Below are 13,594 nucleotides of genomic sequence, written 5' to 3'. Positions count from 1 at the left end.
GGCGATGACAGTAGGGCTCGGGCACAACAAATCTCAATACGCGTTCTCGTTCTTGGTCAGCAGCGAGATCGGCGTCTTCAGGAGGATATAGAGGTCGAACAGCACGGACCAGTTCTCGATGTAATAGAGATCGAACTCGACGCGCTTCTGGATCTTCTCCTCGTTGTCGATCTCGCCGCGCCAGCCGTTGACCTGGGCCCAGCCGGTGATGCCGGGCTTTACGCGGTGGCGGGCGAAATAGCCGTCGACGGCTTCGTCGAACAGGCGGCTTTGAAGCTTGCCCTGCACCGCATGCGGTCGCGGGCCGACCAGGGAGAGATTGCCGGAGAAGATCACGTTGAAGAGCTGCGGCAACTCGTCGAGGCTGGCCTTACGGATGAAGCGGCCGACGCGGGTAACACGCGGATCGTTCTTGGTCACGACCTTTGAAGCCAGCGGGTCGGCCTGATCGTGATACATCGAGCGAAACTTGTAGACATCGATGCGCTCGTTGTTGAAGCCAAAACGCTTCTGGCGGAACAGCACCGGGCCGCAGCTGTCGAGCTTGATCGCGACCGCTACCAGTGCCATCACCGGAAGTGCGGCGATCAGGGCGAGACTGCCGACCACGCGGTCGAACAGCCATTTCATCACCAGGTCCCAGTCGGTGATCGGCGCCTCGAACACGTCGAGCGTCGGCACCTCGCCGAGATAGGAGTAGGAGCGGGGACGAAAGCGCAGCTTGTTGGTGTGGGCGGACAGGCGGATATCGACCGGCAGCACCCATAGCTTCTTCAGCATCTCCAGGATGCGCGTCTCGGCCGAGATCGGCAGCGCGAACAGCACGAGGTCGACGCGGGTGCGGCGGGCGAACTCGACGATGTCGTCGACCTTGCCGAGCTTGCGCGCGCCGGCGCAGGTGTCGAGCGCGCGGCTGTCGTTGCGGTCGTCGAACACGCCGAGCACGTGGATGTCGGTATCCTCCTGCGCCTTCAGCGCCTCGACGAGTTGCTCGCCGCTGCGGTCGGAGCCGACGATGATGGTGCGGCGGTCGAGCCGGCCCTGACGGGCCCAGGCGCGCACCAGAGAACGCAGCACAAGACGCTCGGTAAGCAGTGCGGCGAGCCCGAGGAAGTAGAACGCGGCAAGCCACAGCCGCGACACCTCGCCCCCGAGCTTGGCGAAGAAAGACGCGCCGATGAACAGCAGGAAAACGAACGACCAAGACGAGATCATTCGCGTCATCTGCCGAAGCTGCCCGCGGAACAGCTGCACCTGATAAATGTCGGCGGCCTGGAAGCAAATCACGGCGGCGATGGCCACCGCGAAGATGGACGCGAGATAGTCCCAGCGAAAATCGGTGAGCGGCATGACATAGCCGACATAGATCGCGGTGCCGACGAGGCTCAGCACGACAAAATCAACCGCACGCACGGCGCCGGCGATCACGATCGGCGAATAGGCGCGAGCGACCTTCTGGTTGACGACGTCGAGCGCAGCCGGCGTCAGGCGGCGGCGGCGTTCGACAAAGGGCTGGTCAGCCGGCTTGGCCGCGGCGCTGGTCGCGGCATCGAGCATCGAGCGTGCGTTGAGCGGTTCCACGGGCGTCCCTGTCCATTCCAAGAACCGGCGGCGCAGCCTCTGCGCCCCGGGCGAGAATCCCCTGGCTCACCGGATAACGGACAAATCGGAAGATTCTCTAAAGCGTCTTAAGGATGGTTAATGATTGGCAAATGCGTCGCGGTAGCCCGCGAGCACGCCGTCGACCATCGCCTGCTGGGAGAAATGCGCCGAGATGCGCTGGCGCAGCGACACCGCACGCTGGATGGTCGCTTGCGGGTTTTCGAGCGCAGCCGCAATCGCCTCGGCCATCGCTTCCGCGTTGCTGGCGGCGAACAGGGCAGGGCTTTCGGCGCCGAAAATCTCGGGGATACCGCCGACGCGGGCCGCAATCATGGGAATGCCGGCAGCTCCGGCCTCGATGACCACATAAGGCATGGAATCGCCGCGGGAGGGGACGACCAGAAGCCGGCCCTTGGAAAAGCCGTAGCGGGCCTTGACGTGGCCGATGAAACGGATGGCGCCGCCAAGGCCGAGCCTCTCGACCTGCGCCTTCAACGCCGCCGTCTCTTCGCCGTCGCCGCCAAGCGTCAGTGTGACCTTCCTGCCGTTCGCGTGCAGACGCGCGACTGCATCGACCAGGAGGTCGGCGCCCTTGATGTGCCGGAACTCGCCGACATAGGCGAGGTCGGTGACATCCTCGGTGGTGACGACCGGCTCGAATTCCTCGGGCGCGACGCCGTTGAAGACGCAATGCACCACGCCCTTCGGCGTGCCGACGATGCGCTGATAGGTGTCGCGCGCAAACGCGCTCTCGAACAGGAACAGGTCCGTCGAGCCCATCAGCGCCCGCTCGAGCCGCGCGTAAAACTCGCCCTTGACGGTATTGAGAGGATAGTGCAGCGAGCCGCCATGCGGGGTGTAGATGCGGATGGTGTCGTCGGAGCGCCGCCGCATGCGGACAAAGGCGCCGGCCTTGGCGCCGTGGCCATGGAGGACGTCGGGCTTAAGCCTGGCGATCAGCTGCCGCATCCGGAGCCACACCAGAAAATCATCCGGCGATGGATCGCGGCGGATCGCCATCCTGTGTACGCCGAGCGTCAGCCGCGGTGCGAGCTCGGCCAGCGCCTTGTCCGCGCGCTCGCCACCGGTGAGGCTGTCGGCGAGAATGCCGACATGATGGCCGCGGTCGACCTGCCCGTCGGCGACGTCGAGGATGTGCCGGAAGATGCCGCCTACGGGTGCGCGCACGGCGTGCAGGATGCGAAGCGGCTGGTCGGGAGAGGGGGGCATGATCAAAACCAGCGCTCGACGGCGAATGCCGAACAAAGTTCTCGAAATATTGAGATGGATTAAGGGGCCTCGTGGTTAACAAACAGTGTGTCGGCGCTAGCGCGACACGCGACAGGGTGCGATTAACCCAGCAGCAACCTTAATGGAGTGTAATCGGCCCGGTCGAGGTAGAGTTGCGGCATTGCCCTGCGGGAGTGTTCCGATGCGTTTAGCGTTCTGGCGTGCCGGCAAGGACAAGGCGGTGATCGAGCGGGCTGTTTCCAAGGCCAAAGCCGAATCCAAGCCGAAGATCGAGGCACAGCCCGCGCCCGTCGCGGTGAAGCCGGCGCCACTCGAATCCGGTGACATCGATCTGCATGCGCTCGGGGGCGCGCTCGCCCGCAAGCGCGGCTGGATCATCGTGCCGACGGTACTGGCGCTCGTCGCCTCGGTCTCCGTCGTCAACCTGGTGACGCCGCGCTACAAGTCCGAATCGCGGATTCTGATCGACGGCCGCGAGAACGTGTTCCTGCGGCCGAGCAGCGACCGCAGCATTGAGGAGCGGCAGGCGCTCGACCCCGAGGCCGTGACGAGCCAGGTGCAACTGGTGCTGTCGCGCGATCTCGCGCGCGACATCATCAAGAAGAACAAGCTTGCCGAGCGGCCCGAATTCGATCCGGTGCTCCAGGGAATTTCACCGCTGAAGTCGCTTGCGGCCCTCGTCGGCATCGGCCGCGACCCGTTCTCGATGACGCCGGAAGAGCGCGTGCTGGACGCCTATTACGACCGCCTCCAGGCCTACGCCGTCGACAAGTCGCGCGTGATCGTCGTCGAATTCCAGTCGGCCGATCCCGAGCTTGCCGTGCGCGTCGCCAATTCGATCGCCGACGGCTATCTCGTGCTCCAGCAGAATGCGCGCCAGGACCAGGCGCGCAACGCGAGCCAGTGGCTTGCGGGCGAGATCGAAAACCTGCGCAAGAAGGTCTCCGACGCCGAGACGAAGGCGGAGGATTTCCGCTCCAAGTCGAGCCTGTTCGTCGGCACCAACAACACCACGCTGTCGAACCAGCAGATGGGCGAGGTCAATACCCAGCTCAACAATGCGCGCGCGATGAAGGCGGACGCCGAATCCAAGGCGCGGCTGATCCGCGAGATGCTCCAGAGCGGCAAGCCGATCGAAGCCTCCGAGGTGGTGAACTCCGAACTGATGCGGCGGCTATTGGAGCAGCGGGTGACGCTGCGTGCGCAGCTCGCCGAACAATCATCCACGCTGCTCGGCAATCACCCGCGCATCAAGGAGCTGAAGGCGCAGCTCGGCGATCTCGACAATCAGATTCGCGACGAAGCGGCCAAGATCTCGCGGTCGCTTGAAAACGACGCCCGCATCGCCAGCGGCCGGGTCGACGGCCTGACCGCGAGCCTCGAGCAACTGAAGAAGCAGGCGACTTCGACCAACGGCCAGGACGTCCAGCTCCGTGCGCTGGATCGCGAGGCCAAGGCGCAGCGCGACCTGCTCGAGACTTATCTCGCCAAGTATCGCGAGGCCAGCACCCGCGAGAGCATCGATACAGCGCCAGCGGAGGGTCGCATCATCTCGCGCGCCGTCGTCTCGAACACGCCGGCCTATCCGAAGAAGCTGCCGATCGTGCTGATCGCGACACTGGCGACGCTGCTGCTCTCATCCGGTGTCGTCGTCACCGGCGAGCTCCTGCGCCAGACAGCGCCACGAGCCGTCCCTGCGAACATGCCGGTCCAGGCGCCGGTTCGACGTGAGCCGGCCGCCCACGAGGTGGTCATGGAGTCGGCGCCGATCCAACCGGGGATGACAGCCGATGTCGATGTCGAGGTCGATGCTGGAGTCAGTGAATTCGCCGAGATCGGGCAACTGGCCGATAGCTTACGCGCCGCGGGTGCGGCGGCGAAGAAGGTCACGGTGCTCGGCACCGCGTCGGGCGATGCCATCACGCTGTCGGCGCTGACGCTCGCCCGCCATTTGGCGCGCGACGCCCGTGTCGTCGTGGTCGATCTCGCCGCATCCTCGCCGACGATCGCCGCGGTGTCCGTCGATGCCTCGGCGCCCGGTCTTGCCGAGCTGATGCAGGGCGAGGCGTCGTTCGCGCAAGTCATCACAAGGGACAAGCTCTCGCGGCTGCATCTGGTCATGGCCGGCCGTTCCGGCTTCGATCGCAGCCTGCTTCAATCGCCGCGGGTGACGCTCGCGATCGATGCCCTGCTGCGCGCCTATGATTACGTGCTGATCGACGCCGGCGGCGCCTCGGACCTTCCGGCGGAGCTACTGACGGCGAATGCCCGCGCCGTCGTGGTGCCCGATGCGTCCATGACCGCCGAAGCGCGGGCGCTGACGTGCGAGCAGCTCAGGGCGGTCGGCTTCAGCGAAGTGACGATGCTGAGCAGGCCCGTGCAGCCGTCGGATGCGGTGGAAGCGCCGCGCGTCGTAGCGGCGTAGCTTTTCCCTCTCCCCTTGTGGGAGAGGGTGGCTCGCTGCGATAGCGGCGGGACGGGTGAGGGGTCTCCCTCCGCGAGTCCATCTCTCTAATAGCGCTCGCGGATAAATACCCCTCATCCGGCGCTTCGCGCCACCTTCTCCCACAAGGGGAGAAGGGAAGGCAGCTTGCTAGTGGATAGGCGGGAACTTCTACCCGAACGTTCGCCGCAGCCTCTGCGCGAGCTCGAACAGCATCTGGTTCTGCTTCACCAGGCGCTTGCCATGGCTCAACGATGACATCGCCATCGCAGCCAGTTTTCCGCGTGCGGTCAACGGGACGAAACTGTCGAAGATGTCTTCATCGTCCTTGCAGAACATCCGCTTGTATTCATCCGAGCCGATGCCGAGGTCGAGCGAGTCGTAGCCGCGCTCGGCGTAGCGGTCGATGATGTAGCGCATCAGGATCAGGCCGGGGCTGTAGCGCGCGTGCTCCGACATCGTGTAGGTGTTGAACATCATCGAGAAGCGCTGGCCGTCGGCAACGCCGGCGAAGATCGCGATCACCTCGTCGTCGCATTCGAGCGCATGGATGTCGATGATGCGGCCGTCGCCGCGCGGCGATAGGCAGGCGCCGCGGACGAACTGCTCGACACCCGGCTCTGCGAACACGTTCGGCAGTTTCTGTTCCGCCATCCGCGCCGGCTTGACGCGGAAAAACCAGTCGAGCAGGCGGGTGACGTCCGCGTCGGTGGCGGCGAGGTGATAGCGATAACCGGCGAGCGACTGGAGCTTCTTTTCCTTGCTCTTCAGCCGGCGCCGGAACGAATGGCTGATCCGCGAAGCGGGCGGACCGCCGGGCTCCATCACCAGCAGCGGGCAGCCATTGATCGAGCTCTGCTGCGGCAGAAGCGCAAAGGGGTTCTGCTGGTCGTGCCAGCGCAGCGGCTGCTGCGTCAGCGCCAGCACGTCGGCGTGCTCGCGCAACGGCGCGAAGAGCGCGTCGAGATCCGACGCAGCGGCGTGCGCGGCAAACTCGGCATTCCACAGTCCCATGTTGAAGGTCGTATGCTTGCCGCCCATGAAGCAAGCCGTGCGCACGCCGTGGCTCTGGCGCAGCACGAGCGGCAGCAGCGCGAGCGGCCTGTGCTCGGCATCGCGGGCAATGACGATGAAGGGGCGGGCGCCTTCGTGGTGACCGACCAGCCGCAGCCATGGACTCAACAGGTCGAAGCGCTGATAGGGCGTGGAGAGGTGGCCGGGCTCTTCGAGCGCCCGCCAGACCGCCTCGGCCTCGCCGGGATCGCTGACGATGTCGACCTGCGCGATGCAGCTCGCTTTCGACCGCGCTGGCGCTTCTGCCGTCCGGCTTTGCATCGCCGCAGCCATGGTCATTCGCGAAACCTGTCGAGAAAGCAAAAATTTAGCTATTTCGGCCTGTGGCCGACCTTTGCAAACAAGTGTCAACAAAGGGTAAGGACAAGAAGACAGGGACGGACCGCCGGGCTAACGCAAAGGTGGGGATATTGGCATCGGACGACAGATGGCTGGAGCGGCTGCGGCTCGAACTGGCCTGGTTCACCGGCCAGCCATTGTTGCGCAGTCGCGGCGCCGGCGCGATCCTGCGCTTCGGGGCCGTGCGGCCGCGGCGGAGCGGCTCGTTCCAGCCGCTGCGCGAGAACGAGATCACGCCCCAATTCCTCGGCCGCGCCCTTCGCGCGTTGAGGCGGTGGAAGTACGATTTCCTCGGCATGGACGAGGTCTGCCGGCGCGCGGTGACGCTGCCGGAGAAGCGGCGCTTCGTGGCGCTCACCTTCGACGGCGCTGGCAAGGACCTGATCAGCTTTGCGTACCCGGTGCTGGCGCACCACGGGGTGCCCTTCACGCTCTACGTTCCCACCGCCTTTCCCGACGGCGTGGGCGAAGCCTGGTGGCTCGGGCTCGAACAGGTGATTGCGCGCGCGAGCCGCATCAGCCTGATGATGGGTGACAGGGAGCAGCGCTTCACCGTCGCCGGCAATGCCGAGAAGCAGGCGCTGTTTTCGTTCCTGGAGAGCTGGTTGCGCTCGCTGCCGCCGGCGGATCTATCTGCGGCGATCAACGATCTCTGCACGCGCTACCGGATCGATCTTGCTTCCATCTCGCGCGAGGCGTCGATGAACTGGGAGGATCTGGCGAAGTTAGCTGCCGATCCGCTCGTCACGATCGGCAGCGCGACCGTGAACTATCCCGTTCTCGCCAACATGAAAGATGCCGCCGCGCTGCGCGAAATGACAATGGGCAAGGCGGTGGCGGAAGCGGCCTTTCACCGCGAAATCCGGCACCTGGCGTTTCCGTTCGGCGATCGCTCCTCGTTTCGGCGCGCTCACGTCCTGATGGCAGAGGAGGCGGGCTTTGTCAGCGCGGTGTCGACGATACCAGGCATCGTCGATGCGGAGGGGCGGACCAATTTGCGGGCGCTGCCGCGGATATCGTGGGACGGCCGGGGGCGTTCGCTGCGCATGATGCGCGTGTTGGTCTCGGGCATCGCCTTTGCGCCAGTGAAGCCGACGGGCGGAGTTATGAACTAGATTTCGCGCGGTCGGGCCGCTGCATCCAGCTCACGATCGGCATCGCCGGCAGCACCCACCCCATGCCGACGACCACGTAATAGATCGCCTGCCGCCAGCCGGACTCGGCGATCCACGGCATCTGCGCGAGCGCCATGCCCAGCAGGGCCCAGACAGTGGCGAGCACCAGGAGCAGGATGGCGCCGAGGAACTTGCGGGTGCGGATCGTCATGGCGGTGCTTGCGGCTTTCGCGTAACTTGCGCTGCGGGAGCGGGGGACTATAAGGGGCACGCAGTCCGGTTCAAGCCTCATTGGTTTAAGTTTCTCAGATAGAAGTTCTGGCTTCGCCTCCGAAATGACGACGATTTCCGCCCCGTCCGAGCCGCATCGCGCCATGCGCTGGTGGTTGATTTCCGTGGCCGCACTGATCGCGCTGATGGTGCTGGTCGGCGGCGCGACCCGGCTGACGGAATCCGGACTCTCGATCGTCGAATGGAAACCCATGACGGGCAGCGTTCCACCGCTCTCGGAGACACAGTGGACCGAGGCGTTCGAGGCCTACAAGAAGATCCCGCAATATCGCGAGCTCAATGCCGGCATGAGCCTGTCCGAGTTCAAGGAGATTTTCTGGTGGGAATGGAGCCACCGACTGCTCGGCCGCTTCATCGGCGTCGCATATCTGCTGCCGTTTCTTTTCTTCCTGTGGCGGGGCGGACTGCCCCGTGAATTGAAGCGCAGGTTGTGGCTGTTGTTCGCGCTTGGCGCTCTGCAGGGCGCGGTCGGCTGGTGGATGGTGGCCTCGGGCCTCACGGAGCGTGTCGAGGTATCGCAGTATCGGCTGGCGACGCATCTCGTGCTCGCGCTTCTGATCTTCGCCGGCATCGTCTGGACGGTACGGCGGCTGTCCGAGCGGCCTCCGATCGCCGCGCCTGCGCGGCTGCGGCTGACGAGTGGGCTGCTGCTCGGGCTGACCCTCCTGCAGATCTATTTCGGCGCGCTGGTCGCCGGCTTGCGAGCCGGGCGTGCCTACAACACCTGGCCGACGATCGATGGTGCGTTCATTCCGTCGGCGGATCGGCTGTGGTTCGAGACGCCATGGTGGCGCAACATGTTCGACAATGTGCTGACTGTGCAGTTCGAGCACCGCATGACAGCCTATGCGCTGTTCGTGCTGGCGGCGCTTCACGCGTTCGATGCGGTGCGGTCGCGCGCGGGGGCGGCGGCAAGCGGCGCGCTCTGGCTGTTCGCGGCGGTGAGCCTGCAAGCGGTGCTCGGCATCCTCACCTTGCTCAACCAAGTGCCGCTTGATTTCGCGCTCGCGCACCAGGCGGTCGCGATCGTGGTGCTGACGCTGGCGGTAATGCAGGCGGAACGGCTGGCCTCGCGGCAGTCTGCCCAGGCGCGGCCGCGGGCGGTTCCGGTCGGTCAGGCCGGCTGATCGCCGAAGCATTCGTGAAGGTGTTTAGGCCACTTGTACCCGCCAGACCGGCAAAAACCGACACTTAGGCTCGTAGCGTCGTAGGTGACCGAAGAATAATCCTCCGGACGCCGGCCCTGTCCAATCCTCTTTTATTAGATCGGTACCAAGAACTGCGCGAACGAACTCATCACCATGCTTCTGTTCTGAGAAATATCTCCTAAAAGCGAACGCGCAGGCATCGGCAAGTTGGAGCAATGGGCCATCTTGCTTCGATACAAAATGGACCGTATCCCTGATGCGTTCTACTTTGTTGACGTGCTCTTGCAAGTAAACGCCGCGCCATCTTTCCTCGGCGGTGAGATGAACTTGGTCCTGAGACAGGGTCATTGACGCTGAGAATTCGGGGTCTTTCAGCAATTTGACCATCGCTCTGAGGTGCTCTTTCACGCCGTCAACATCTTCAGCGACAACCGTGGCGACCTCGGATCGGTGTGCATGATCGCGGATGTACTTGTCCGCTCGACCGATGCAGTAAAAGAATGCCATAACATGCTGGAATTTCTCTTTCGATTGCACCCCCGCAGGCACTGAGGAATCTCGCCGAACGATCCCGAGCGCGATCGGGATTCCAATTTTGCGGGGAATTGCCATCACTTCCTTGAGGAAGTTAAGCCGATCCTCAAAGGACCAGACGTTCCTATAAGCCCGATCGCTCCAGATTGACTTCGCGTGGAATATGAATCCTTCCCGGAACTGCTCCGGAACCGATTGGAAGACTTCCCGCAAACGGTCTTCCGCTACGACGTATTGATGGTCAGCGTGGATGATCACGCCGACGACAACAGAAACAGGTTCTTTGGCAGACGTTCCCGCCTCATCCAGGTAGATGTAGCGCACCGGTCTCCAGCCCTTTAACGGCCCCAAAGATCGCTTTCTGGCCCGACTCACAAGAGAGCATAGTTCCGCTCCGCTGGGTACCCGCGAGCACAGTATTCGCCTTAGCAATAGCCGTAGATGCCGCAGGAGTAGGGCAGCCGCCAGAAATAATCGACCTGCTTCCCGCCGTAATACGAGCCCTGATAGTCGTAGTCCCAGGGACGGCCGTAGTAGCCCGGCAGCGTGTGCGAGCCGGGCAGAAGTGGCGTGCCCGGCAGATTGCGGATGTAGCTGCCGATGCCGTAGGCCGGCGAGATCAGCGCATCCGGGTCCGTTTCGACATAGACCTTCGGAGGTTCCGGCGGCGCCGTTGCCCGCCGCTTTGGCGTGGCAGGAAGATCGGCGGCGACGGCGGCCGAGATGGTCAGCGTCGCGGCAAGGGCAGGCATCATCCAGCGCAGCATCGTCGGCTCCGAATCAACAGGGCGATCCAAAGACGATGTATGCGGCATGTATGGTTAATGACTGTTAACCGGGGCTGTCATTCCGGGGCGCACCGCCCCGGAATAAGAGAGCTAAGCGCCCAGCGCCTGTTCCAGATCCGCAATCAGGTCTTCCTTGTCCTCGATGCCGATCGAGAGCCGCACCACGTCGGGACCGGCGCCGGACCTGACCTTGGCGGCGTCGTCGAGCTGGCTGTGCGTGGTCGAGGCCGGATGGATGACGAGCGAGCGGGTGTCGCCGACATTCGCAAGGTGCGAAAACAGCTGCAATTTCTCGACCAGGCTGACGCCGGCGTCGTAGCCGCCCTTCAGGCTGAAGGTGAACACGGCGCCCGCGCCCTTCGGCGCGTATTTGCGCGCCAGCTGGTTGTACTTGTCGCTGGCAAGGCCGGCATAGCTGACCGAGGCCACGGCCGGATGGCCGGCGAGGAATTCGGCGACCGCCTTTGCGTTGTCGCAGTGCTTCTGCATGCGCAGCGGCAGCGTCTCGATGCCGGTCAGAATCATGAAGGCGTTGAACGGCGACAAGGCGGGCCCAAGGTCGCGCAGGCCGAGCACGCGGCAGGCGATCGCGAAGGCGAAATTGCCGAAGGTCTCTTGCAGTCTGATGCCGTGATATTCCGGCCGCGGCTCCGAGAGCATCGGATATTTGCCGCCCGTGGACCAGTCGAACGTGCCGGCATCGACGATGATGCCGCCGATCGAATTGCCATGGCCGCCCAAGAACTTCGTCAGCGAGTGCACGACGATGTCGGCGCCGTGGTCGATCGGGCGGATCAGATAGGGCGAGGCCAGCGTGTTGTCGACGATCAGCGGAACGCCCGCCTTGCGCGCCACGGTCGAGATCGCCTCGATATCGGTGATGCTGCCGCCGGGATTGGCGATGGATTCAATGAAGATCGTTTTGGTGCGCGGGGTTACCGCGCGCTCGAAGCTCGCGATGTCGTCGGTATCGGCCCACACCACGTTCCAGCCAAAGCTCTTGAAGGCGTGCGTGAACTGGTTGATCGAGCCGCCATAGAGTTTTCGCGCGGCGATGAACTCGTCGCCGGGCTGGAGCAATTGCTGCAACACCACGACCTGCGCAGCATGGCCCGAGGCGACTGCGAGCGCGGCGGTGCCGCCTTCAAGCGCGGCGACGCGCTCTTCCAGCACGGCGTTGGTGGGATTGCCGATGCGCGTATAGATATTGCCGAACGCCTGCAAGCCGAACAGCGAGGCGGCGTGGTCGGCGTCGTTGAAGACGAAAGACGTCGTTTGATAAATCGGCGTCGCGCGCGCACCGGTGGTGGGATCGGGCTGTGCGCCGGCATGCACGGCGAGGGTCGAAAATCCCGGAAGGCGATCGCTCATTGAGGGCGTCCTGTACTTGTGGTCTGAAATGGCGCGGCATGCTGGTCGTCACAGCGCCTGCCGTCAAGGCGCCGGTTCACATCAGAGCGATCGTGCTAGGCCTGGCCGCGTTCGAGAAATGAATCGCTCGCAATTGCGTCAGCTTTGCTCGCTCTTGTTTTTGGCGGCGCGATCCGATGCCGCGGTGTCGCCGCCGCCGACACTCATCCGATTGAGGGATAAGCGCATGCCTTGCGTCGGCGCGGGCGCACGCTTGGAGCTCAGCGTGCGCGAATTGACGCCCATCCAGGAGATTTCCGACGACAACCGGCCGTACTCGATCTTGGGGCAGCGGTTCATCACGACCTTGATGCCAACAGCCTCGGCCTTTTCCGCCGCCGCATCGTCGCGCGCCCCTAACTGCATCCAGATCACCTTCGGCAGCGGGTCGAGCGTCAGCGCCTCCTCGACCACGGGCATGATGTGGCTGGAGTTGCGGAAGATGTCGATCATGTCGATGGGACGGCCGATGTCGGCAAGCGAGGCGACGAAGGGTTGGCCGAGCAGATCCTTGCCGACATGTCCGGGATTGACCGGGATCATATCGTAGCCGCGCTGCGCCAGATATTTGAACGCAAAATAGCTCGGCCGCACATTCACCGGCGAGGCGCCGACCATCGCGATCGACTTCACGCTGTTGAGGATGCCGCGGATGTAATTGTCGGGATAAGCGTCGTGGTTCATTGGTTCATCTTCTTGCTGTCATTGCGAGGAGCGAAGCGACGAAACAATCCCGTCTGTTTTCGCGGAGGGATTTCTGGATTGCTTCGCTTCGCTCGCAATGACGAAATTACTCGTCTCGCCAGGTCGGCGTGCGCTTCTCGATGAAGGCCTTGATGCCTTCCTCGGCGTCGCGCGCCATCATGTTCTCGGTCATCACCTCTGCCGCATAGCGATAGGCCTCGGCAAGGCTCATTTCGGCCTGGCGGTAGAACGCCTCCTTGCCGAGCTTGACGGTATAGGCCGATTTCAGCGCGACCTTGTCCGCAAGCGCAATCGCGGCATCGCGTTCGGTGCCCGCGGCGACCACCCGGTTGACGAGGCCGATCTCGCGGGCGCGCTCGGCCGGGATCGGCTCGCCGGTCAGCAGCATCTCCATGGCCTGCTTGCGCGGCACGTTGCGTGACAGCGCCACCATCGGCGTCGAGCAGAACAGGCCGATGTTGACGCCGGGTGTGGCGAAGCTGGCAGCTTCGGAGGCGATCGCAAGATCGCAGCTTGCCACGAGCTGGCAGCCGGCTGCGGTCGCGATGCCCTGGACGGCAGCGACCACCGGCTTCGGCAGATGCACGATCGCCTGCATCATCGCGCTGCAGGCATTCATGAGTTTGGCGAAATAGGCGCGGCCGCCATCGGGATCGCTGCGGCGCGCGGTCAATTCCTTCATGTCGTGGCCGGCGGAAAAGGCCGGGCCGTTGGCGGCGATGACGGCGGCGCGGATGCGCTTGTCCTCGGCAATCGCGTTGAAGCTCGCATGCAGCTGGCCGATCATAGTCTCCGACAGGCTGTTGCGCGCGGCGGGGCGGTTCAGCGTCAACACGGCGACACTGCCGACGATCTCCCGCAGCAGGATCGGCGGTTCCGGGGAGGGGATGCGGG

Annotated in this window: 12 protein-coding genes; 3 read left to right on the top strand and 9 right to left on the bottom strand. The window is 64.1% G+C overall.

The features are described from left to right. Positions 1-33 precede the first annotated feature (33 nt). Positions 34-1,581: an undecaprenyl-phosphate glucose phosphotransferase gene (locus GWG65_RS35975; RefSeq protein WP_275200179.1), complete on the bottom strand. Its 1,548-nt coding sequence runs from the start codon at positions 1,579-1,581 to the stop codon at positions 34-36. 117 nt (positions 1,582-1,698) lie between these two features. Next, entirely contained in the window at positions 1,699-2,832 is a 1,134-nt protein-coding gene (locus GWG65_RS35970) for a glycosyltransferase family 4 protein (RefSeq protein ID WP_275200178.1), read from the bottom strand. 202 nt (positions 2,833-3,034) lie between these two features. Between GWG65_RS35970 and GWG65_RS35965 the strand changes: the two genes are divergently transcribed. After that, complete coding sequence (locus tag GWG65_RS35965) at positions 3,035-5,278, top strand: exopolysaccharide transport family protein (RefSeq protein WP_275200177.1); 2,244 nt, start codon at positions 3,035-3,037, stop codon at positions 5,276-5,278. 189 nt (positions 5,279-5,467) lie between these two features. Here GWG65_RS35965 and GWG65_RS35960 read toward each other — a convergent pair whose 3' ends face one another. Then, positions 5,468-6,649: a GNAT family N-acetyltransferase gene (locus tag GWG65_RS35960; RefSeq protein WP_275200176.1), complete on the bottom strand. Its 1,182-nt coding sequence runs from the start codon at positions 6,647-6,649 to the stop codon at positions 5,468-5,470. Between the two features lie 131 nt (positions 6,650-6,780). Here GWG65_RS35960 and GWG65_RS35955 point away from each other — a divergent pair, with 131 nt between their 5' ends. Next, a complete protein-coding gene (locus GWG65_RS35955; RefSeq protein WP_275200175.1) occupies positions 6,781-7,824 on the top strand; it encodes a polysaccharide deacetylase family protein in 1,044 nt (347 codons plus the stop codon). On the opposite strand, the gene GWG65_RS35950 is transcribed toward GWG65_RS35955, so the two are convergent. After that, positions 7,814-8,035, bottom strand: coding sequence for a DUF2842 domain-containing protein (locus GWG65_RS35950; RefSeq protein ID WP_027529931.1), 222 nt, complete (start codon positions 8,033-8,035; stop codon positions 7,814-7,816). The genes GWG65_RS35955 and GWG65_RS35950 overlap by 11 nt on opposite strands. 124 nt (positions 8,036-8,159) lie before the next feature. On the opposite strand from GWG65_RS35950, the gene GWG65_RS35945 reads away from it, so the two are divergent. Further along, positions 8,160-9,242, top strand: a complete 1,083-nt coding sequence (locus GWG65_RS35945) for a COX15/CtaA family protein (RefSeq protein WP_275200174.1) — start codon at positions 8,160-8,162, stop codon at positions 9,240-9,242. Between the two features lie 24 nt (positions 9,243-9,266). Here GWG65_RS35945 and GWG65_RS35940 read toward each other — a convergent pair whose 3' ends face one another. The 5 genes from GWG65_RS35940 to GWG65_RS35920 form a co-directional block, all read right to left on the bottom strand. Next, a complete protein-coding gene (locus tag GWG65_RS35940; RefSeq protein WP_275200173.1) occupies positions 9,267-10,121 on the bottom strand; it encodes a DUF3800 domain-containing protein in 855 nt (284 codons plus the stop codon). Positions 10,122-10,222: 101 nt separating this feature from the next. Continuing rightward, the gene (locus tag GWG65_RS35935; RefSeq protein WP_275200172.1) at positions 10,223-10,564 is read right to left on the bottom strand and encodes a hypothetical protein; all 342 of its coding nucleotides are present in this window, start codon (positions 10,562-10,564) and stop codon (positions 10,223-10,225) included. A 111-nt stretch (positions 10,565-10,675) separates the two neighbouring features. Next, entirely contained in the window at positions 10,676-11,956 is a 1,281-nt protein-coding gene (locus GWG65_RS35930) for an O-acetylhomoserine aminocarboxypropyltransferase (RefSeq protein ID WP_275200171.1), read from the bottom strand. 138 nt (positions 11,957-12,094) lie between these two features. Next, positions 12,095-12,679, bottom strand: coding sequence for a CoA-binding protein (locus GWG65_RS35925; RefSeq protein WP_275200170.1), 585 nt, complete (start codon positions 12,677-12,679; stop codon positions 12,095-12,097). A gap of 106 nt (positions 12,680-12,785) precedes the next feature. Beyond that, complete coding sequence (locus GWG65_RS35920) at positions 12,786-13,589, bottom strand: enoyl-CoA hydratase (RefSeq protein ID WP_275200216.1); 804 nt, start codon at positions 13,587-13,589, stop codon at positions 12,786-12,788. Positions 13,590-13,594: the final 5 nt, after the last annotated feature.

This window comes from Bradyrhizobium sp. CSA207, from assembly GCF_029051685.1.
Classification (GTDB): Bacteria; Pseudomonadota; Alphaproteobacteria; order Rhizobiales; family Xanthobacteraceae; genus Bradyrhizobium.
The sequence above is the reverse complement of the archived record's forward strand: the minus strand, read 5'-3'. Positions and strand labels throughout refer to the sequence as shown.